The sequence below is a fragment of the Gemmobacter fulvus genome (assembly GCF_018798885.1).
In the GTDB taxonomy this organism is placed as follows: Bacteria; Pseudomonadota; Alphaproteobacteria; order Rhodobacterales; family Rhodobacteraceae; genus Gemmobacter; species Gemmobacter fulvus.
Genome location: NZ_CP076362.1, coordinates 179277 through 198674, shown reverse-complemented (window position 1 = coordinate 198674; position 19398 = coordinate 179277). Strand labels below are relative to the sequence as shown.

The 19398-nt window shown below is 66.7% G+C and carries 22 protein-coding genes; 10 read left to right on the top strand and 12 right to left on the bottom strand.

Going from position 1 to position 19398, the window contains the following annotated elements; genetic code table 11:
* From KM031_RS17350 to KM031_RS17340, 3 genes are all read right to left on the bottom strand, one after another.
* The gene (locus tag KM031_RS17350; protein ID WP_215505250.1) at positions 1-516 is read right to left on the bottom strand and encodes a tripartite tricarboxylate transporter TctB family protein; all 516 of its coding nucleotides are present in this window, start codon (positions 514-516) and stop codon (positions 1-3) included.
* Between the two features lie 134 nt (positions 517-650).
* Positions 651-1643 (bottom strand): Bug family tripartite tricarboxylate transporter substrate binding protein, encoded by a 993-nt coding sequence (locus KM031_RS17345; protein WP_260692177.1) that lies wholly within the window; start codon positions 1641-1643, stop codon positions 651-653.
* Positions 1644-1803: 160 nt separating this feature from the next.
* Positions 1804-2733, bottom strand: coding sequence for a LysR family transcriptional regulator (locus KM031_RS17340; RefSeq protein WP_215505252.1), 930 nt, complete (start codon positions 2731-2733; stop codon positions 1804-1806).
* Between the two features lie 98 nt (positions 2734-2831).
* On the opposite strand from KM031_RS17340, the gene KM031_RS17335 reads away from it, so the two are divergent.
* Genes KM031_RS17335 through KM031_RS17325 form a run of 3 tightly spaced genes read left to right on the top strand, consistent with a single transcriptional unit; the run spans position 2832 to position 6111 of the window.
* A complete protein-coding gene (locus KM031_RS17335; protein ID WP_215505253.1) occupies positions 2832-3617 on the top strand; it encodes an IclR family transcriptional regulator in 786 nt (261 codons plus the stop codon).
* Complete coding sequence (locus KM031_RS17330; protein ID WP_215505254.1) at positions 3614-5299, top strand: FAD-dependent oxidoreductase; 1686 nt, start codon at positions 3614-3616, stop codon at positions 5297-5299. The genes KM031_RS17335 and KM031_RS17330 overlap by 4 nt, the downstream gene beginning before the upstream one ends.
* Positions 5296-6111, top strand: a complete 816-nt coding sequence (locus KM031_RS17325; RefSeq protein WP_215505255.1) for a sugar phosphate isomerase/epimerase family protein — start codon at positions 5296-5298, stop codon at positions 6109-6111. The genes KM031_RS17330 and KM031_RS17325 overlap by 4 nt, the downstream gene beginning before the upstream one ends.
* 9 nt (positions 6112-6120) lie before the next feature.
* Here KM031_RS17325 and KM031_RS17320 read toward each other — a convergent pair whose 3' ends face one another.
* The 4 genes from KM031_RS17320 to pcaD all read right to left on the bottom strand — a co-directional run bounded on the left by KM031_RS17320 (position 6121) and on the right by pcaD (position 8691).
* Positions 6121-6996, bottom strand: a complete 876-nt coding sequence (locus tag KM031_RS17320) for an SRPBCC domain-containing protein (protein ID WP_215505256.1) — start codon at positions 6994-6996, stop codon at positions 6121-6123.
* Positions 6993-7463: an SRPBCC family protein gene (locus KM031_RS17315; protein ID WP_215505445.1), complete on the bottom strand. Its 471-nt coding sequence runs from the start codon at positions 7461-7463 to the stop codon at positions 6993-6995. Before KM031_RS17315 ends, KM031_RS17320 begins: the two co-directional genes overlap by 4 nt.
* Positions 7464-7465: 2 nt before the next feature.
* Positions 7466-7807, bottom strand: coding sequence for an ArsR/SmtB family transcription factor (locus KM031_RS17310; RefSeq protein WP_215505257.1), 342 nt, complete (start codon positions 7805-7807; stop codon positions 7466-7468).
* Between the two features lie 98 nt (positions 7808-7905).
* The gene (pcaD, locus tag KM031_RS17305; RefSeq protein ID WP_215505258.1) at positions 7906-8691 is read right to left on the bottom strand and encodes a 3-oxoadipate enol-lactonase; all 786 of its coding nucleotides are present in this window, start codon (positions 8689-8691) and stop codon (positions 7906-7908) included.
* 144 nt (positions 8692-8835) lie between these two features.
* Between pcaD and KM031_RS17300 the strand changes: the two genes are divergently transcribed.
* Complete coding sequence (locus KM031_RS17300) at positions 8836-9729, top strand: LysR family transcriptional regulator (protein WP_215505259.1); 894 nt, start codon at positions 8836-8838, stop codon at positions 9727-9729.
* A 17-nt stretch (positions 9730-9746) separates the two neighbouring features.
* Here the strand turns inward: KM031_RS17300 and KM031_RS17295 are convergent, their stop codons facing one another.
* The 3 genes from KM031_RS17295 to KM031_RS17285 form a co-directional block, all read right to left on the bottom strand.
* Positions 9747-10370, bottom strand: a complete 624-nt coding sequence (locus KM031_RS17295; RefSeq protein ID WP_215505260.1) for a glutathione S-transferase N-terminal domain-containing protein — start codon at positions 10368-10370, stop codon at positions 9747-9749.
* Between the two features lie 2 nt (positions 10371-10372).
* Entirely contained in the window at positions 10373-11542 is a 1170-nt protein-coding gene (locus tag KM031_RS17290) for a muconate/chloromuconate family cycloisomerase (RefSeq protein ID WP_215505446.1), read from the bottom strand.
* 96 nt (positions 11543-11638) lie between these two features.
* The gene (locus KM031_RS17285) at positions 11639-12511 is read right to left on the bottom strand and encodes a dioxygenase family protein (protein WP_215505261.1); all 873 of its coding nucleotides are present in this window, start codon (positions 12509-12511) and stop codon (positions 11639-11641) included.
* A gap of 245 nt (positions 12512-12756) precedes the next feature.
* Here KM031_RS17285 and KM031_RS17280 point away from each other — a divergent pair, with 245 nt between their 5' ends.
* The 5 genes from KM031_RS17280 (at position 12757) to KM031_RS17260 (ending at position 16420) form a co-directional block, all read left to right on the top strand.
* Complete coding sequence (locus tag KM031_RS17280) at positions 12757-13491, top strand: hypothetical protein (protein WP_215505262.1); 735 nt, start codon at positions 12757-12759, stop codon at positions 13489-13491.
* A gap of 98 nt (positions 13492-13589) precedes the next feature.
* The gene (locus tag KM031_RS17275) at positions 13590-14063 is read left to right on the top strand and encodes a VOC family protein (RefSeq protein ID WP_215505263.1); all 474 of its coding nucleotides are present in this window, start codon (positions 13590-13592) and stop codon (positions 14061-14063) included.
* 84 nt (positions 14064-14147) lie between these two features.
* Entirely contained in the window at positions 14148-14807 is a 660-nt protein-coding gene (locus KM031_RS17270; RefSeq protein ID WP_215505264.1) for a lysophospholipid acyltransferase family protein, read from the top strand.
* On the top strand, positions 14804-15754 hold the full coding sequence (locus KM031_RS17265; protein ID WP_215505265.1) for a phosphatidate cytidylyltransferase: 951 nt from the start codon (positions 14804-14806) through the stop codon (positions 15752-15754). The genes KM031_RS17270 and KM031_RS17265 overlap by 4 nt, the downstream gene beginning before the upstream one ends.
* A 21-nt stretch (positions 15755-15775) precedes the next feature.
* The gene (locus tag KM031_RS17260) at positions 15776-16420 is read left to right on the top strand and encodes a CDP-alcohol phosphatidyltransferase family protein (RefSeq protein ID WP_215505266.1); all 645 of its coding nucleotides are present in this window, start codon (positions 15776-15778) and stop codon (positions 16418-16420) included.
* Here the strand turns inward: KM031_RS17260 and KM031_RS17255 are convergent, their stop codons facing one another.
* Positions 16421-17338, bottom strand: coding sequence for a LysR substrate-binding domain-containing protein (locus KM031_RS17255; protein WP_215505267.1), 918 nt, complete (start codon positions 17336-17338; stop codon positions 16421-16423). It lies immediately after the preceding gene.
* 109 nt (positions 17339-17447) lie between these two features.
* Here KM031_RS17255 and speB point away from each other — a divergent pair, with 109 nt between their 5' ends.
* Positions 17448-18485, top strand: coding sequence for an agmatinase (gene speB, locus KM031_RS17250; RefSeq protein ID WP_215505268.1), 1038 nt, complete (start codon positions 17448-17450; stop codon positions 18483-18485).
* A 38-nt stretch (positions 18486-18523) separates the two neighbouring features.
* On the opposite strand, the gene KM031_RS17245 is transcribed toward speB, so the two are convergent.
* Positions 18524-19393: a polysaccharide deacetylase family protein gene (locus KM031_RS17245; RefSeq protein WP_215505269.1), complete on the bottom strand. Its 870-nt coding sequence runs from the start codon at positions 19391-19393 to the stop codon at positions 18524-18526.
* Between the last annotated feature and the right edge of the window lie 5 nt (positions 19394-19398).

Here is a 19398-nt window from a genome sequence, read left to right as displayed (position 1 = left end):
TCAGTTCCCCTTTCCGGCGAACAGGCCTTTGGCCCAGGCGATGATTTCCGCTTCGGGCACGATCCCGGGCGGCATCAACACGGTGAACACGACGCGGAAGATCATGTAGATGACAGCCACGATTGCCAGCGACAACAGAACCGCGCGCAGCCAGCTGCTTTGGGCCAGATAGCGGATCATCACCGTCAGAAACAGCAACGAGGTCGGAATGAATCCCAGCGGTTTCAGCAACAGGGAATAGGCCGCGATCAGGGCAATCGTCACCACCACCGGCAGCGGCAGGATGTCCCGTTCCAGCTTTTCGTCCGTGGCGGAACTTTTCTTCAGCGTCTCCCACAGGATCAGGCCACCGCAAATCACCATTGCCGCGGTCGTCACCATCGGGATCGCACCGGGGGCGGACATCGCCTCGAACCCCGAAATGCCATAGGCAGACCACAACAGGATCAGGCTGCCCAGAACCATGGCGATGTTGAAGACCAACTCGCCCGGCCGTCTTGGTTCCTTTGTCTGCATTGTTTTCCCCTCCCAAGGGTCAGATGATTTGCCCGGGTGGCTCCTCCCTCCCGGTCGTCTGGAATAGGCGCGCCGCCCCGGTTGCGAGGAAAGGGGGCGGCGTCAGTTCAGGGCAGTGGGCGGTCAGACCCGGCTCAGGGCTTGGCGATGCCAAAATCCTCGGGCGAGGCTTTGGTCAGGCCCGCCTCATGGATCAGCCAGGCGGTGGTGGATTGCCAGGCGGTCAGGAAGGCTTCGGCCTCGGCGCCCGACAGCGACAGCATCTTGAAGCCACGACCGTCGATCAGCGATACGAAGTCGGGGTGCTTGGCGGCTTCGGCATAGGCATTCACCAGTTTGGCCACCACGTCATCCGGCGTGCCTTTCTTAACAAAGACACCAAAGAACGGCCCCCAGGGCAGAAGCTCGGCGAATTCCGGGTTGGTCGACACGATGGTCGGCACATCCGGCAGTTGCGGGCTGGGCTCGACCTCGAACAGGGCAATCGGCTTCATCGTGCCGCCCTTGATGCCTTCCATGGCGGCCCCCAGCACGGCGGGCATCACATCGATGGCCCCGCCCTGCAACGCGGTCAGCGCCGGGCCGTCGCCGTCATAGGGCACAAAGGTCACGTCCAGCGGGGTTTTGGAGTTGATCATCGCGGTGACAACCGAGGGCAGGCCGCCCGGTCCGGTGGAGCCGAACTTCACCGCCTTCGGATTCGCACCGATATAGGCCACCATCTCGGGGAAGGTGTTGAAGGGCGCATCCACATTGGCGACCAGAACCGGCACGCCCCGGGCAATGATATTGACCGGAACGAAATCGCCATAATCCTTGTCGCCCAGCTTCATCACCTTGTAGAGCAGCGGGTTTTCCGCGCCGAACAGGATGGAATAGCCATCGGCCTCGGCATCGGCGACCTGGTTCAGGCCAATCGCGCCGACACCGCCGGTCACGTTCTGCATCACGATGGTGCCGCCAAGCTTGGCTTCGGCATGGGGCGTGATCGCGCGGGCCACGGTATCGGTGGACCCACCGGCCCCCCATTGGATGATGCCCTGGATTTCTTTCTCGGGGTATTCGGCCAATGCGGGCAGCGCGCCCAGGCCCAGTGCGATGACGGCACCAAAAACGGTTTTCCTCAGCATGTCGGTGTCCTCCCTGACATTCTGGCCATACCTCTCTCCCAGTATGGCCCTCCCTCTCTCCCAGTCCGGTTTGCTGTCTGCCGGCTCTGATGCTTGCACTGTCGCGCAAATCGGGTTTAACGGCAAATACCGATATATCTACTATCGTAACCTGGTGTTAATCCCGCCGCACGGGATCCCAGGCCTTGCGCGCGGTTGCTTCCGTCAGCTCAAGCCGGAACCGTTCGACGGTAAATTCAGCAAAACTGGACAGTTGGCGGCCGCGCTTCTGCACGACAAAGGCGGTGATCGTGGCATCCTCGCGCAGGGGCCGCCGGATCAGGCCCGGCATATAGACCTCGGCCACCGAGAATTCGTCGATCAGCGCCACGCCAAGACCATGCCGCACAAGGCTGACCGTCGTTTGTGCGAATCGCCCGCGCATGGTGTGGCGCGGCTCCAGCCCCGCATCGCGGAACGGGCGGGCGAGGATTTCACCATAGGGATCGCGCGGATCCACGCCGACGAAGGGAAACCGGATCAGATCATGGACGGACACCGTCTCCTGCGCCGCCAGTTCATGCCCTTCCGGCAGGATCGCAACGATGCGCCCGGTGACAAGCGGCGTCGATTCAACCGCCGAGTTTTCAACCGAGGAGGACATGAACACGATTTCCCCGCGTTCCAGCAGCAGGTAATCCAGCGTCTCTTCGATCTTCAGAATGTCGAGGTCGATCATCAGATCGGGAAACCGCCCCCGGATCGTGCGGATCGCCCGCGCCGCAATGAACTGCGCGATGGACGGGGCCGAGGCAAAGGACAGCGCGAAATCCTGCCCCTTTTGCACCGACGAGACCGCCGCATTCAGGTTTTCAACCTGCCGGTAAACCTGGTTGAGCATGGCAAAGATCGCATGTGCCTCGGGCGCAGGCACAAAGACCCCGGCGCGACGCTCGAACAGGCGAAAGCCCAGACCGTCCTCGGTATGTTTGATCAGGCGGCTGATGCCGGGCGCCGAGACATGCAGAAGATTTGCCGCACCCTGAATGCTGCCCGCGATCATGACCGCCCGCACCACTTCCATCTGTCTGAGCGTCAGTTCCTTCATGGACGAAGCCTAGCAGCACGGGGGCAAAGGAAAAGAGGGTTGTTTTTGGAATGACATTCCAATAATCAGGGCCAACCCACCTGAACCCGGATCCCGCGATGACCGCCGCAATTGACCGCACCCTTGCCGTTCTGGACCTGCTGTGCCGGCACCCCGCCGGGCTGTCGGTGCAGGCCGTCGCGGCGCAGATGGGCATAGCGCCCTCGGCGGCGCATCGGTTGCTGAACGATCTTCTGCGCGCCGATTATGTCCGGCAGGATCCCCAAAGCAGCGATTACGCCCTGACCATCCGCCTTGCGGCGATGGGCCTCTCATGGCTGGGGCGCACCGGGGTTCTGGATGTGACGCAGCCGGTGCTGGACCGGCTGGCCACAACCTCGGCAGAACTGGTGCGCCTGTCGGTGGTCGATGGCGATCAGCTGGTCTGGGTGGCCTTTGCGCAAGGTGCTACCGCAGGGCTGCGCTATGATCCGGCGCGCGAACAGGGGGCCTCGGCCTCGCTTGCCTATAGCGCCAGCGGGCGGGCCTGGGCGGCGACCCTGCCCGCCGATACCGCGCAGCGCCTGATTGCGGCGCAGGGTCTGACCCTGCCGGACGGGGCTGCCGACGGCACGCGGCAGGACATGGCACAGGTGGTCGCAACACTGGCCCACAGCCGCACGGCGGGCCATGCCGAGGCGGTGGATTGTTTTCTGGCGGGAATGGCGGCGATTGCCGTGGCGATCCCCGCCGAAGGACCCGCGCCCGGCTGCCTGTCCATCGCAGGCCCCGCCGTTCGCTTGACCCCGGCCCGCCGCGCCGCCCTGCTGCCCGCCTTGAAGGCTGCCGCCGCCGAAATTGGCGCCATGCTTCCGGCATCGGGCCTGTTCCGGGGGAGGCGATGACCGAAAGCTGCGATCTGCTGGTGATCGGCTCCGGCGCGGCGGGTCTGTCGGCTGCCGTCACCGCCGCGCATCACGGTCTGCGGGTGATCGTTGCCGAAAAGGACGCGGTGCTGGGTGGCACGACGGCCTGGTCCGGTGGCTGGATCTGGGCACCGGGCAATCCGGTCTGCGCCCGCAGCGGCATCGTCGAGAGCGTTGCAGCCTGCGAGACCTACCTGCGCGCCGTGCTCGGCCCCTACTTTGACCCCGCGCGCGTGGCGGGCTTCCTGACCCATGCCCCCGGAATGGTCGCCTTCCTTGAAACCCATACGGCGCTTGTCTTTGAACCCGGCAGCCATATTCCCGATACCTATGGCCATCTGCCCGGCGCGGGCATGGGGGGACGGTCGGTCATCGCAGCCCCCTATGACGGGCGCGCCCTTGGCCCATTGCTGCCGCTGCTGCGCAAACCGCTGCGCGAAACCAGCTTCTGGGGTCTGACCATTCAGGCCGGGGCGGATCTGCGCGCCTTCATGTCGATGACGCGCCAGCCCCGGGCCTTTCTGCATGTCGCCCGCCGGATGACACGTCACCTGTGGGATCTGGCCCGCCATGGAAGGGCGATGCAGCTGCGCAATGGCAGCGCGCTGGTGGCCCGGCTGATCCGCTCTGCCGCCGATCTGGGGGTGGAGCTGCGCACCCACAGCCCCGCCATCCGGCTGACGCAACAGGGCGCACTGATCACCGGCGCGGTGCTGCGCATCAACGGCGCCGAAGTCACCATCCAGGCCACGCGCGGCGTGGTGCTCGCCTCGGGCGGATTTCCGCATGACAGCTACCGGCGCGCCGCCCAATTCCCGCAGAACGCAACCCACCGCAGCCTTGCCGTGCCCACCGCCACCGGCGACGGGCTGCGCATGGCCGAGGCGGTGGGGGCGCGGCAAGGCGCGGTGGCCAGCCCCGGCGCATGGTGCCCGGTGTCGGTGGTGCGCTGGCCCGATGGCCGTGAAGCGCCCTTCCCCCATATCATCGAGCGCGGCAAACCCGGCCTGATCGCCGTGCTGCCAAGCGGCCAGCGGTTCTGCAATGAAGGGCTGGGCTACCATGATTTCGTCACGGCCTTGCTGGCCGCCACCCCGCCGGATCAGCCGCCCGAGGCCTGGCTGATCACCACCCGCGCCTTCCAGCGCCGCTATGGGCTGGGCATCTCGCGCCCCTTTCCGGTGCCGCTGCGGCCCTGGCTGCGGCGGGGGTATCTGACATCGGCCAGGACGCCCGAGGCGCTGGCCACCGCCTGCGGCATTGATCCGGCGGGGCTGCGCGCCACGCTGGATCAGTGGAACCTGCACGCCGCCCGCGGGGACGACCCGGCATTTCACCGGGGCACCACCGCCTATATGCGGCTGCAAGGCGATGCGGCGCACACGCCCAACCCCTGCGTTGCCCCGATCGACCGCGCGCCCTATCTGGCGGTCAGGGTCATTCCCGGCAGCTTCGGCACCTTCGCGGGCCTTGCCACCGACGCCGCCGCGCGGGTGCTGTGCGCGGGCGCGCCGATCCCCGGCCTCTATGCGGCGGGCGGCGACATGGCTTCGGTCATGGGCGGGTTTTACCCGGCAGGCGGCATCAATCTTGGCCCGGCCCTGACCTTTGGCCATATCGCGGCCCTGCATGCGGCCTGCAAACTGGATCCCGCCCCATGACCCCGATCTCGCTTGCCCACCTGACAGTGCTGGACCTGCCGCCACCCCGAATGATCCGGCTCGCGGCAGAGCTGGGCTATGACCGCGTCGGGCTGCGGCTGATCCGGGTGACAGACACCACCCCCGGCTATGCCTTGCACGCGGATCCGGCGGCGCTGCGCGACACCCGCGCGGCGCTGGACGCGACCGGCATCACCGTCAATGACATCGAGTTCGTGCGGTTGACGCCCGAGTTCCGCCCCGAAGCCCTGCTGCCCTTTCTGGACGCGGGCGCGGCCCTTGGCGCGCGCCATGTCATCTGCGCCCCGTATGACCCCGATCTTGCGCGGCTGTCCGACAATCTTGCCGCGCTGCACAGGCTGGCCCACCCGTTTGGCCTGACCTGCGCCTTGGAATTCTTTCCCTGGACCAATGTGCCCGGCCTCTCTGCCGCGCGGGCTGTGGTCGAACGCACGGGCATCGCCGATGTCGGTATCCTGATCGACACGCTGCATTTTGATCGCTCTGCCAGTGCGCTGGCCGATCTGGAGGGCCTGCCTCCCGCGCGGCTGCCGTTCCTGCATCTCTGCGATGCGGCGGTCCATCCGCCCTATTCGACCGAAGAGCTGCTGCACACGGGCCGCGCCGAACGGCTGCCACCCGGCTCTGGGCAGATCGACCTGCCGGCCATCCTGTCGCGCCTGCCGCCACAGGTGCCGGTGGCGTTGGAGGTGCCCATGTCGGCGCTTCAGGCCGAAAAAGGCAGCCGTGCCGTTGCGGCCCGCGCGCTGGATGGCGCGCGGCGGCTTTTGCGCGCGGCAGGCCGGGCGTAGAAGATCGGCCTACGCGGCCCCAACGAAGCGCGCGAGTTTGCCCAGCGTCTGCATCCCCAGCTCGATCGCGCCAAAACCCTTGGCCTCCTGAAACTCGGCGGCAGAGCTGAAGATCATGCCCAGCGTGACGGTTGTGGCCCCGTCGGCCTCTTCGAACAGCGCCCAGGCATCGGCGTGTTTCGGCCCGTTCTCGCCCCAGTGCAGCGCATAGCTGATCCGATCTTCGGCCCGCACCTCGCCATAGCGGTGGTGGTTGGGGAACACCGTGCCATCGGGGGCGATCATGTCAAACACCCATTCGCCGCCTGCCCGCAGGTCGATGCGCTTTGTGCGGCACGAAAACCCGTCCGGCCCCCACCAGCGCGGCAGGGTTTCGGGGTTCATCCACGCGCCCCAGACCACCTGCCGGGGGGCCATGATCCTGCGCTGCAACACCATCGTGCGGTCGGCCACCTGCGCCAGAGTGTCGAGCCCGGCGCCAAAACCCTGCCGGTAGCCCGCCTGCATATCCGCCGCCAGCGACGAAAGCTGCACCGTCACCACCAGCTGGCTGCCCTCCCCCGCAGGGACGAAATCGGCGGTCACAAGGGCGGCGGATTGCGTGACACCTTCGCAGGAGATCACCTCGTAATTCACGCAGCGCTGCGGCGGCACCAGATCCAGCCAGCCACAGTCACAGCGGATGTCGGGCTGGCCCTCAAGCTTGCAGAGCGAGACTTCGCGCCCGCCCACCCGCGTGTCCGCCTCCAGAAAGACCACCGTGACCGTGGGCGCAGGCGCGGCCCAGACCGCCCGCGCGGCGGGGGCCGTCCAGGCCTGCCACAGGGTGGCGAGTGGCGCTGCCACCTGCCGCGTGAACGTCAGGGTGGCAAAGCGGTCGGTCATGGCATCAGGCCCTTGGCATAGGCTTCCAGCTGTGTGACCACCGTGCCCCAGCCATCGAAGAACCCCATGTCCTCATGCGACTTGCGGCTGCCCTCGTTGCGGTGGCGGGCGATGGCCGTATAGGTTGTGCCGCCGCCCGGCGCATCCGACAGCAGCAGGATCGCGGTCATGAACGGCTCGGGCGCGGGTTTCCAGCCTTCGGTATAGGTATCGGTGAACACCAGCTTTTCGTCCGGCACCACCTCCAGATAGACGCCGTGATTGTCCATCACATGACCGTCCACATCGAAGGTGGTGTTGAACCGCCCGCCGACCCGCAGGTCGATATCCACCGCCGTCACCTTGTGCGGCGCGGGGATGAAGAAATGCGGGATATGCTTCGGCTCGGTCCAGCATTCCCAGATCAACTGCCGTGGCACGGCCAGCGTGCGGGTGAAACTCAGGTCGGTGCTTGGATCCAGGTCCAGTGTCATGCCTCACGCTCCTTCATCAGGGTCATTACATAGTCGTCCAGCCGGTCGAGCCGGGATTCCCATATGGCCCGCTGCTCATCGAGCCAGGTCCGCATCGGTGCCAGGGCTTCGGGCACGATGGCGCAGGTGCGCACCCGCCCGTCTTTCGCCGTGGCGATCAGCCCCGCCTCCTCCAGCACGCCAAGATGGCGCATCACCGTCGGCAGGCGCAGCCCGGTGGGATGGGCCAGTTCTGTCACCGGGGCGGGGCCTTCGGCCAGACGCGACAGGATCGACCGGCGGGTCGGATCCGCCAGCGCCTGAAAGAGCCGCGAAAGATCTGGGTCATGCTTAGCCATATCACTAACTATAAGCGAGTCGCGCGCTGTGGCAAGAAAAACTTTGCCGGATGGCTAACCATCTGCCTCGCTGTACCAGACCGAAGGGCGCGCGGACATCAGCGGGTGGGCAACGCCCCACGCAAGACCGCCAGAAAGCCTGCCGGATCCTCGATGCAGGGCAGATGCCCGACCCCGGGCAGGCAGGTCAGCGCCGCCTGCGGCATCAGATCCGCCGTGGCCTGCACCAGCGCCGGTGGCGTCGCCCCGTCTTCGGCCCCGGCAATCAGATGCACCGGCAGGCGCAGCGCGGTGCAGTCTGCGGTCAGATCGGCCACCGACAGCGCCTCGCAACAGCCCAGATAGCCGGTCAGATCGGTGCGCGACAGCATCGCCCGCCAGCCTGCCAGCGCGCCGGGGTTCCCGGCCCGCCACGCGGCAGAGAACCAGCGCTCCAGCACCGCATCCGCCATCGCGGCGATGCCCTGCTGTTCCAGCGCCGCGATCCGGTCTTGCCACATCGCCGCCGAGCCGATCCGCGCCGCCGTGTTCGACAACACCAGCCGCCCCACCCGTTCGGGATGGTTCAGCGCCAGGGACAGCGCAATCTGCCCGCCGATCGACAGGCCCAGCACATCGGCCACCGCCACGTCACTGGCATCCAGCACCGCCAGCGCATCAGCGGCCAAGCCGTCGATCCGATAGGGGCGCGGCGCGGTTTCCGACAGGCCATGCCCCGGCTTGTCAAAGCGGATCACCCGGAAATCCTGCGACAGCGCAGGCATCACCGCATCCCACATGCGCAGATCGGTGCCCAATGAATTGATCAGCAACAGCGGCGGCGCCGTGGCCGGGCCATCCTCGCGGCAATGAAGCCAGATGCCGTTGGATCGGATCATGCGCATGTCAGCCCCCCTTTTGCCGTGCTGCGCGACCAAACCGCGCCACAGCCGCACTGGCAATGCACGCAGCCATGTGATGCAATACCTCAAAGGTATCGCCGCCTGCGGTATCAAACCCGCAACACGGGTTTCCGGGGAGGGAAAGGGATGGAGTTCAAGCGCCTGAAATACTTTCTGGCCGTCGCCGAGGAATTGCACTTCGGGCGCGCCGCCACCCGGCTCGACATGGCGCAACCGCCGCTGTCCCGGCAGATTGCCGCGCTGGAAACCGATCTTGACGTGCAATTGTTCGACCGCAGCCGCAGCCAGATACGGCTGACGCAGGCCGGCGTGGTGTTGCAGGATCACGCGCGGCAGATCCTGTCGCGTCTGGATGCCGCCTACCGCGACACCCGGCTGGTGGGCAGCGGCAGCGGCGGGCGATTGCGGATCGCCTTTGTCGGCTCGGCCTCGCACGGGTTGCTGCCGACGCTGATCAAATCCTACCGCTCGTTCTATCCGAATGTGGAACTGGCACTGTCGGCGATGAACAATGCCGAACTGTCGCATGGGCTGATTGCCCGCGATATTGACGTGGCGGTGGCCCGACCGGCCCTGAATGACGACGAATTCCGCCACGAACTGCTGTGCCGCGAAAAGCTGATCCTCGCCCTGCCCGACAATTCGCGGCTGGCCAGCCTGCCCGAGATCCGCTTTGCCGATCTGGCAGATCAGGTGTTTGTGCTCTATCCGCGCAGGCCGCGGCCCGGTTATGCCGATGTGGTGCTGAACATCTGCGCGCGCGAAGGCTTTACCCCCGCCAAGCTGGAACTGACGCAGGATTTTCAAAGCGCGATTTCGCTGGTGTCGGTCGGGGTGGGCCTGTCGGTGGTGCCGGAATCGGTGTCGAGCACGCAGCGGCCGGGCGTGGTCTACCGGCCCTATCTGGGCGACAATCCCGGCACCGCGCTGACCGTCCATGCCCGGCTGGACAACCGCGCGCCGCAGGTGATGAACTTTCTGGAGATCACCCGCAAATTCGCCCGCAAGACGCTTGGTTAGTCAGGTCGGGTGGTTAGTCAGGTCGGGCGCGGATCGTCGCGGAAGGCCGTGGCCTGCACCGAAGGCCGCGCGGCAAAGGCCGCGTGCCATGCCGCCAGACGCGGGCGGCCCTTGCGCCAAGCCTCGGCCTCAAAGCGGAAATCCAGATAACAGAGGGCGACGCCGATGCTCAGATGCCCGATGTCGAAGGCGCGGGCCTCCAGCGCGGGCACATGATCCTCCAGCCAGTCGGCCACGCGGTTCATCTTGGTGCGATAGACCGCGATCATGTCGTCAGACCGCTGGGCGGCTGGGCGCAACCGCACCTCGACCAGCCAGGGCAACGCGACATCCAGCAGGCCGGTGCCCAGGGCCTCGTCGCGCTCTGCCAGCAGATCCTCGGGGAAGAGGCGGGGCCCGACAGCGCCGCTGCGGTCGGCCCAGCGGCAGATCACATGGCTGTCGAACAGCAGGCGGCCATCGTCCAGCTCCAGCGTCGGGATCTTGGACAAGGGGTTCAGCGCCATCAACCCCGGATGCGGGATCAGCGGGTCGGCATGGGTGCGCACGGTTTCCACCTGCCCGGCCAGCCCCTTTTCATGCAGGGCAACCATCACCTTGCGCACATAGGGCGAGCGGGGCGACCAATGCAAAAGCGGCATCGTCATCCCTTCCGTGTCAGCGCCCGCAGCGCGGTCTCGTTGATCGTCACGCCAAGGCCGGGGCCCGGCGGGCAATGGATGTGGAAATCCCTGAACACCACCTCGCCATTGGTCAGATCGGTTTTCACGATGCGCGGCCCGAAATGTTCACAACCCCATTCCAGACGCGGCAGGGTGGAAAACACTGCCAGATGCGCAGCGGCCCCCAGCCCGGTTTCCAAAAGACAGCCGCCATACAACTCCATCCCGCAGGCCTGCGCGATGGCGGCGGCGCGCTTCAGCTCCATCAACCCGCCGCTTTTCACCAGTTTCAGCGAATAGACCGATCCCGCCCCGGCCATGGCCTGCGCCACGATTTCGGGGCCGGTAAAGGCCGCCTCATCGGTCATGATCGGAATGGGGCTGCGCGCGGCCACCCGGGCGGTTGCGGCGGCAAGACCGGGGCGCAGCGGCTGTTCGATCAGCACCACCCCCAGCTCGGCCAGCTGCGGCACATAACGGATGGCCGTCGCCTCTGACCAACCCTGATTGACGTCACAGACAATCTCGCAGCCCGGCAGGGCCGCCACGATCCGGGCCAGGCGCGCCATGTCCTCGGCGGGGCTGTGAAAGCCCAGCTTGATCTTGAAGCGGCGATGTTCGCGCGCGGCCAGCTTCGCCCGCGCCTCTTCGATCTCCTGATCGGCATCGCCCGAGGCCAGCGCCCAGAGCACCTCGATCCGGTCGCGCAGCGCGCCACCCAGCAACTGATGCGTGGGCAGGCCCAGCGATTTGCCCGCCGCATCGAACAGCGCCGCATCCACGCCGCCGCGGGCGGCATTGTTGCGACTGGCCGCCATCTGCATCGCCAACTGGTTCGCCTCGAACGAGAGGGCCGACCGGCCCAGCACGGCGGGGGCCAGATAGCTGTCGATATTGGCCTTGATCGCCTCGACGCTTTCTTCGGCCCAACGCGGCCCGCCCAGCGTGGCGGCCTCGCCATAGCCCAGCGTGCCATCGGCCAGCGCGACCTTGACGATGACATAGGATTGCACGGTGATCTCGGTGTTTGACAGCCGGTGCTGCCGCGCGGTGGGCACGTCGACGATGACGGTTTCCACGGCGACAATCTCGCGCCCGCGGGCAAGATCGCCCAAGGCAATAGGATGGCTTGGCGCGGCAATGCCCGGCATGTTCATCTGCATGGTCCTTCAAGGGCGGCCAACAGGCGCGCCGGTCAACGATGCGCGCCGCACGCCCCGGATGGGGCTGCGGCGCGCCCTTCTGTCTTACTCGGCTGCCATGCGCGCGGCATCCGCCCGGGGCAGTGCGAAATCAAAGCGCAGCGTCAGATCGGTGTCGGCCCCTGCCGGCGCCTTCTTGAACTCGCCGATCAGATCCGCCTTCACCGCAAAGACCGAGTCATTGTCCAGATGCGCGCTCTCCGCATCGTAGATCTGCGAGATCAGCGGGCGGTGGCCGTCATGCGACACCATCACGTGAATATGGCCCGGGCGCATGCAGTGATGGCCCATGAAGCGGATCAGCTCGCCCGCCGTCTCGTCGCCGGGGATCGGATAGGGCACCGGGCGGATGGCGCGGAAGGCATAGTGGCCGTCTGCATCGCTTTCAAAGCGGCCACGCAGGTTGTAATCCGGCTGCTCGGGGTCGTGGTTTTCATACAGACCGTTCGGCGCATCTTCCCACACGTCGATGATCGCGCCCGCAATCGGATTGCCCTCGGTGTCGCGGATATAGCCCTCGACCAGCACGGTTTCCTGCGTGTCGAACGCCTTTTGCACGGTCGAGGCCCCTTTGGGCATCACCGGCGCATTTTCGCGGAAGAACGGCCCCAGCACGGTCGAAATGGTCTCGCCGCCGGTGATCGGGTTCGACAGCATGTCGACCAGCACCTCGACGCCCAGAATGTCGCCCAGCAGGATGAATTCCTGCCGCTTGTCCGAACAGATCGCCCCGGCGCGGCCCAGATAATCGCAGGCGGCCAGAAACTCGGCATGGGTCAGGTTCACGTCCTTGCAGAAACCGTGCAGGTGGCGCAGCAGGGCCTCCATGATTTCCCGCTGCCGTGCCGGGATCGGCGTCGTCTGGCCAAGTGACGAAATCACAACGTCGGTGACGTTGTCGATGGTGACATTCCGCATGTTTTTCCTCCTCCTCGGTGGTGGCCGGATGCGCCGCGGCCACTGCCTTGTCTTCCTCTGCCAGACCCTGCACCGCCGCCGCGCGTCGCGCCAGCCGGGTGGCCGGTATGGTGCGATACCCGAAAAGTTCCGCCGGGCAGCATACGGCCAGTGCCGCCAACCCCGTGCCAGGTGCCGTCAGCCCCAAGCATGGGGCGCAGAACCACCCTAACCTGTGCCGCACCTGTCCCGACCGGAGCCGCCCCATGCGCCTTGCCGCCCTTGTTCTGATTGCCCTTGCCAGCCCGCTTCTGGCCGACTCCATTCCGGTCTTTACCCCCGGCGATGAAGGCAGGCCCTTTGTCGATGCCTATGCCTCGGGGCTTTATTCCGCGCATTGTGTGGCGGGTGCGGGCTGCACCTGTGCCGCCATGCCGCTCAGCCGTGCCGATCTGGCGGTGGCCCTGGGCCTGCCAGAGGTCGCGGCAGAGGTGCAGGGTGTGTGGGACAGCCCGGCCACCGACAGCAGCCTGACCGATGAGGGCACCGATGCGCTGCACGCCCGCTTTGGCGGTTCGGGCACCTGCCCGCAAACCACGCTGGAGCCGGTGGATGGGCTGTGGCGCGATGGCACGCCGTTCAATATCGCGGTGCAGTGCGGGCCGGGAACCGAGATGTTCCGGCAGGTTCTGGCCAATCCGAAAACCGTCACGGCGCGGCTGGTCTGGAACGCCGGTTTTTCGGGCGAGACCATCCAGACCGCCTTCATGGCCGCCAATCCCGATCCCGACTATGCGCCCCACAGGTTTCAGAACGTGACCCCGGTGGAAACCCTCGGCACCGCCTCACTCGCGGCCGAAGGCGGCGCACTGACCTCGACCGGGCGGATGCGGCTGCTGACGCCCCGGCTGTTCAGCGTGCATTGGCAGGTGACGGGCATGACCGAGGCCGGGGCCTGCAACTGGTCCACCGCGCAGCTGGTCCGCTGGGTCGGAGACTGACCGGATCACGCGCGCCTTGACCGAACGTGGCTTTTGCGCCTTGCTGAGAGGTGGTCTGCGCCTTCCCCGGATCCCCCCCAGCAGCGAAAGGACAGGATATGGCCAAGAACAGGATCTGCGTCTGGTATGACAAGGATGCCGAAGCGGCGGCGCAGTTTTATGCCCAGACCTTCCCGGACAGCGCGGTCACGGCGGTGCATCTGGCCCCCGCCGATTATCCGTCGGGCAAGGCGGGGGATGTGCTGACGGTCGATTTCATCGTGGCGGGTATCCCCTGCATGGGTCTGAACGGCGGGCCTGCCTTCCGGCAGACCGAGGCCTTTTCGTTCCAGATCGCCACCGAGGATCAGGACGAAACCGACCGCTACTGGAATGCCATCGTCGGCAATGGCGGGCAGGAAAGCGCCTGTGGCTGGTGCAAGGATCGGTGGGGCATCTCGTGGCAAATCACGCCGCGCGTGCTGACCGAGGCAATGGCCGCAGGCGGCGACGAGGCCCGCCGCGCCTTTGCCGCGATGATGGAAATGACAAAGATCGACGTGGCCGCGATCGAGGCCGCCCGGGGCGGCTGATCGGTCCGGCACTGTTGCGATAAGGCGGCGGCTCTGCTCTACTCGCCATCAGACGGGCTCAGGCCGGACGCAGGATCGGGCAATATGATCACAGGCATTTTCAGGCCCCTGCCGGCCGCGCTCTGCGCGCTGGCGATTGTGCTGTTTGCGCGGGCCGTGACGGCGGTGCGCGGCATTTTCAGCGGCATCACCCCGGATGCAACGCAGCGCATCTATTTCGCCAATCATGCCAGCCATGGCGATTTCGTGCTGGTCTGGACGGTGCTGCCGCCGCGCCTGCGCCGGGTGACGCGGCCTGTTGCGGCGGCGGAGTATTGGCAGGCGGGGGCGCTGCGCCGCTTTGTCGGGCAGAAGGTGTTCAACGCCCTGCTGATCGACCGCGACCCCGCCACGCGGCAGGCGGATCCGGTGGCGCAGATGGCGCAGGCGCTGGATGGGGGCGCCTCGCTGATCGTATTTCCCGAGGGCACGCGCAATGTGACCGATGCGCCGCTGCTGCCGTTTCGCAGCGGGCTTTATCATCTGGCCCGCGCCCGCCCGGCGACCGAACTGGTGCCGGTCTGGATCGACAATCTGAACCGGGTGCTGCCCAAGGGCGGTCTGGTGCCGATCCCGCTGATCTGCACGGTGACCTTCGGCGCGCCGCTGCATGTGGGCGGTGACGAGACGAAAGACGCCTTTCTGGCCCGCGCCACCGCAGCCCTGATCGGCCTGTCGCCCAAGGCAGAAAGGCCGCCGCAATGACGCCCGCGCAAAGCGATCTGATCTGGCTGCTGGCGGGTCTGGGCGGCGTGCTGCTGACCGCCTCGGGCGTGGGCTATGTGTTGCAGCAACGCCTGTCGCCGCAGGGTGAAAATCCGGGCATCGAAAACCTGAATGACCGGATCAAGGCCTGGTGGGTGATGGTCGCGCTGATGGCGGTGGCGCTGCTGCTGGGATCTTCGGGCACCACGCTGCTGTTCGCGCTCTGCTCTTTCGCGGCGCTGCGCGAGTTCGTTACGCTGGTCGACACCCGGCGCAGCGATCACTGGGCGCTGGTTGCCACGTTTTTCGGCGTGCTGCCGGTGCAATATTACCTGATCTGGATCGAGTGGTATGGCCTGTGGTCCATCTTCATCCCGGTCTATGCCTTTCTGCTGCTGCCGATCCTTGCGGTGCTGTTCGGCGATACCGAACGCTTTCTGCTGCGGGTGGCCGCAGTGCAATGGGCCGCGATGATCTGCGTGTTCTGCATCTCGCATGTGCCTGCCCTGCTCAGCCTGCATATCCCGGGATATGAGGGGCGCAATGTGCTGCTGATCGCCTTTCTGGTGGTGGTGGTGCAGGGCAGCGACGTGATGCAATATGTCTGGGGCAAGCTGCTGGGCCGCACAAAGATTGCGCCGCGCCTGTCGCCCTCCAAGACGGTCGAGGGCTTTACCGGGGGCGCACTGTCGGCCATGCTGATCGGGGCGAGCCTGTCCTGGCTGACGCCCTTCACCCCATTGCAGGCGGCGGGCCTGTCGTGTGTGATCGTGCTGATGGGGTTCTTCGGCGGGCTTGTCATGTCGGCCATCAAGCGGGATCGTGGCGTCAAGGATTGGGGCCACCTGATAGCCGGGCATGGCGGCTTTATCGACCGGCTGGATTCGGTGATCTTTTCGGCGCCGATCTTTTACCATCTGACCCGCTATTGGTGGTCGCTGACATGATCCCCCGCAACCGGAGCCCGCATGACCCAAGCCCCTGATCGCCGCCCGATTTCCAGCCGCGACACCGGCTGGGCCCGTGGGCTGAGCCGCTGGCTGGCCGGCACAAGCATCACGCCGAACCAGATCTCGCTGGCCAGTATCGCGGCGGCGGCGCTGGCGGGTGGGGCGCTCTGGGCGGTGGGCACGGCGGACGGGGCGTGGCGCGTGGGGTTGCTGCTGCTGGCAGCACTTGGCTGCCAGGTGCGGCTGATCTGCAATCTGATGGACGGGCTGGTCGCCATCGAGGCGGGCCGACAAGCGCCGGATGGCCCATTCTGGAACGAATTTCCCGACCGGATCGCCGATATTGCCATTCTGGTCGGGCTGGGGCTGGGCCTTGGCCTTCCCGCCTTGGGCTGGGCCGCTGCCACGCTGGCGGTGTTCACCGCCTATACCCGCGAGCTGGGCCGCAGCTGCGGCCTGCCTGCGGATTTTTGCGGGCCGATGGCCAAACCCCAGCGCATGGCGCTGGTGACGGGCGGCGCGCTGCTGGCGCTGGCCGAGCCGCTGTGGTCGGGTGCGGGCGGCGTGCTGTGGCTGACGCTTTGGGCGGTGGTGCTGGGGACGGCGCTGACCGTGGCGCGGCGGGCCTGGCGCATCGTCCGCGCGCTGCACACACGCGCCTGATCACTCGCCCCGCGCGGCGGGCAGGCGCAGCGGATCACCCGTCGCCTCCATCGCCCCGGCCAGCCAGCCGGACATCTTGGCCAGCAGCGGCACATCGCGCCGCCCCGGATGGCAGGCCAGATAAAACACCGAGCGCGACATCACGCTCTGCGCAAAGGGCACCACCAGATCGCCCCGCGCCAGCGCCCGCCCGGTGGTGATCGTATCGCCAAGCGCGATGCCATGGCCAAGGATCGCCGCCTCCAGCACCAGCCGCGCATCGCTCAGATACCGATGGGCGGTGGGGCGCAGCGGGCATGGCGCGGCCCCGGCCCATTCGCGCCACTCCTGCCCGTCATCGGCATGCAGCAGGACATGCTGCTGCAACCCCCGCCAGGATTTCAGCGGCACCCGCGTCAGCAACGCCGGGCTGGCCACCGGAAACAGGCGGACGGCGGCAAGGCTCTGGCTGTGGATCTGCGCCGGGTCGGGTCGGTCGCCATAACAGAGGCACAGATCCGCCGCATCGCGCAGCACCAGCTGCGGGTCATTGGCGGGGATCAGATGCAGCTCCACCTCGGGGTGGGTCTGGGCGAAATCGTCGATGACCTGCAACAGCCAATGCGACAGCAGCGCAGGCACACAGGCGATGCGCAAGCGGCCACTGTCCACCGGGGCGCGCAATTGCGCGGTGGCCGTGGCCATGCCCTGAAACGCCGTGCTGACCGCCTGAAACAGCCGCGCGCCATGGCCGTTCAGCACCAGCCGCTTGCCGGGCCGCGCGAACAGCGGCTGCCCCACCGCCTGTTCCAGCGCGCGAATTTGCAGGCTGACCGCGCCATGGGTGATGCCCAGATCGTGCGCCGCCGCCGACAGCGTGCCGGTGCGCACCACCGCCTCAAAGGCGCGCAGCGCGGTCAGGGGGGGCAGCGCGTGCATCTATGTGAGTTTTCCTGACATCATATCGCAATATTCTGTAAATTGATCTGCCATGTCCAGTGCTGTCATACTCGGCCCGCAACCGCCCGACATCAGAAAGACCCTTCAGATGGATAAGATTCACCTTGCCGCCCTGCGCGCCCAGTTCAGCGATGACAACTCTGCCCGGATCGCCGATCCGCGCTTTGCCCGCGTGGCCGCGCGGGTGTTCAACCCGGCAGGCACCCGCGTGATGCCGTGGTCCGGTGTGCCGACGCTGGTCGGCGCCCCCTACCGGCCCGAGCCGGAGGCCCTGGCCGACCTGCAGGTGGCGCTGACCGGGCTGCCGATGGATCTGGGCGTCACCAACCGCCCCGGCGCGCGCTTCGGGCCGCGTGCCATGCGCGGGGTGGAGCGGATCGGCCCCTATAATCACGTGCTGGATTGCCTGCCGCTGCACGAGATGCGGGTGGGCGATATCGGCGATGTGGCCTTCACCAGCCGCTATGATCTGGAGCAGAGCCACCGCGACATCGAGGCGCATATCGCGCGGATCGTGGCGGCGGGGGTCGTGCCGCTGTCGGTCGGCGGCGATCATTCGATCACCCATCCGGTCTTGCGCGCAGTGGGGCGCGACCGGCCGGTCGGGCTGATCCATATCGACGCGCATTGCGACACCGGCGGCGCGACCGATGGCACCAAGTTCCATCATGGTGGCCCGATGCGTAATGCCGTGCTGGATGGCGTGCTGGACCCCGAGCGCACGATCCAGATCGGGATTCGCGGCTCGGCGGAATATCTGTGGGAGTTCTCGACCGTCTCGGGCATGACGGTGATCCATGGCGAAGAGGTGCCGCATCTGGGCATCCCCGAAATCATCCGCCGCGCCCGCGCCGTGGTGGGCGATGGCCCGACCTATCTGTCGTTCGACATTGACGCGCTGGACCCCGGCTTTGCCCCCGGCACCGGCACACCCGAAGTGGGCGGCATGACCCCGCGCGAGGTGCTGGAGCTGATCCGGGGCCTCAAGGGCCTCAATCTGGTGGGGGGCGATGTGGTCGAGGTGGCGCCGCAATATGACAGCACCACCAACACCGCACAAATCGCCGCACAGGTGCTGTTTGAAATCCTCAGCCTGATGGCGTTCAGCCCGGCCCTGAAATCCTGACGACAGGCGCGCGGGGGGCTGCCCCCGCGCGCCTCCCGTTACCGTGCCGCCTCGCAGGCCTCGTAATGCGCGGTGATCTCGGCCCCGGTGGCGATCCAGACATCCTCGCGCGCGGCGACTTCGGTCAGGAAATCGCGCAGGATATGCCAGCGCATCGGGCGGCCCGACACCTGCGGATGCAGCACCATGGTGGTGACGCCGCCCCAGTCATGGGTTGCCGCAAACTCATCGCGCCACAGCGGCAGGATCATGTCGCGTCCGAAGATGCTGCGCGGGCTGGTGCGGGCGGTCATACCGAAGTTCCAGTCATCAAAGGCATAGTTCACCGGAATTTCCACCGGGCCGGGGCGGCCATCGGCAAGCAGATGACGATAGGGCCGGATGTCATCGCGGAACGAGCTGGAATACCGCAGCCCGCGCGCCGTCAGATGCGCCAGCAGTTCGGGGAAATTCTCACCCGAGGGCGCGCGATAGCCCACCGGCACCACGCCCAGCCGCGCCTTCAGCGCCGCCAGCCCGCGGTCGATCTCGTCATAGGCCTCGTCCAGACGGTCGCGGTCGGGCAGCTTGTGCAGATAGCCGTGATGGCCGATCTCGTGCCCTGCCGCGACGATGGCCTCACAGGCGGCCGGATGCGCCTCGGCGGTCCAGCCCGGAATGAAGAAGGTGCCCTTCAGCGACAGATCCGCCATCAGATCAAGGATCTTCGCAATGCCGACACGGGCGTCGTAACCGCCATGCGAGGTTGTGACCATGCGGTTCACATTGGCCGGGGTATTGCCGATCCAGGCGGTTTCGGCATCCACGTCAAAGCCGATGAACACAGCGCTTTTCTTGCCACCGGGCCAGGCAAAATCGGGCGCGGGCGGGGCGGGGTTCAGCGGCCTTGGGGTCAGGTCATGGGTCATGGGGG

Bases quoted from the DNA above. Each gene is read 5' to 3' on its own strand.
- KM031_RS17350 (WP_215505250.1), bottom strand. From the start codon at position 516: ATGCAGACAAAGGAACCAAGACGGCCGGGCGAGTTGGTCTTCAACATC.
- KM031_RS17340 (WP_215505252.1), bottom strand. From the start codon at position 2,733: ATGAAGGAACTGACGCTCAGACAGATGGAAGTGGTGCGGGCGGTCATG.
- KM031_RS17335 (WP_215505253.1), top strand. From the start codon at position 2,832: ATGACCGCCGCAATTGACCGCACCCTTGCCGTTCTGGACCTGCTGTGC.
- KM031_RS17330 (WP_215505254.1), top strand. From the start codon at position 3,614: ATGACCGAAAGCTGCGATCTGCTGGTGATCGGCTCCGGCGCGGCGGGT.
- KM031_RS17325 (WP_215505255.1), top strand. From the start codon at position 5,296: ATGACCCCGATCTCGCTTGCCCACCTGACAGTGCTGGACCTGCCGCCA.
- KM031_RS17320 (WP_215505256.1), bottom strand. From the start codon at position 6,996: ATGACCGACCGCTTTGCCACCCTGACGTTCACGCGGCAGGTGGCAGCG.
- KM031_RS17310 (WP_215505257.1), bottom strand. From the start codon at position 7,807: ATGGCTAAGCATGACCCAGATCTTTCGCGGCTCTTTCAGGCGCTGGCG.
- pcaD (WP_215505258.1), bottom strand. From the start codon at position 8,691: ATGCGCATGATCCGATCCAACGGCATCTGGCTTCATTGCCGCGAGGAT.
- KM031_RS17300 (WP_215505259.1), top strand. From the start codon at position 8,836: ATGGAGTTCAAGCGCCTGAAATACTTTCTGGCCGTCGCCGAGGAATTG.
- KM031_RS17295 (WP_215505260.1), bottom strand. From the start codon at position 10,370: ATGCCGCTTTTGCATTGGTCGCCCCGCTCGCCCTATGTGCGCAAGGTG.
- KM031_RS17290 (WP_215505446.1), bottom strand. From the start codon at position 11,542: ATGCCGGGCATTGCCGCGCCAAGCCATCCTATTGCCTTGGGCGATCTT.
- KM031_RS17285 (WP_215505261.1), bottom strand. From the start codon at position 12,511: ATGCGGAATGTCACCATCGACAACGTCACCGACGTTGTGATTTCGTCA.
- KM031_RS17280 (WP_215505262.1), top strand. From the start codon at position 12,757: ATGCGCCTTGCCGCCCTTGTTCTGATTGCCCTTGCCAGCCCGCTTCTG.
- KM031_RS17275 (WP_215505263.1), top strand. From the start codon at position 13,590: ATGGCCAAGAACAGGATCTGCGTCTGGTATGACAAGGATGCCGAAGCG.
- KM031_RS17270 (WP_215505264.1), top strand. From the start codon at position 14,148: ATGATCACAGGCATTTTCAGGCCCCTGCCGGCCGCGCTCTGCGCGCTG.
- KM031_RS17265 (WP_215505265.1), top strand. From the start codon at position 14,804: ATGACGCCCGCGCAAAGCGATCTGATCTGGCTGCTGGCGGGTCTGGGC.
- KM031_RS17260 (WP_215505266.1), top strand. From the start codon at position 15,776: ATGACCCAAGCCCCTGATCGCCGCCCGATTTCCAGCCGCGACACCGGC.
- KM031_RS17255 (WP_215505267.1), bottom strand. From the start codon at position 17,338: ATGCACGCGCTGCCCCCCCTGACCGCGCTGCGCGCCTTTGAGGCGGTG.
- speB (WP_215505268.1), top strand. From the start codon at position 17,448: ATGGATAAGATTCACCTTGCCGCCCTGCGCGCCCAGTTCAGCGATGAC.
- KM031_RS17245 (WP_215505269.1), bottom strand. From the start codon at position 19,393: ATGACCCATGACCTGACCCCAAGGCCGCTGAACCCCGCCCCGCCCGCG.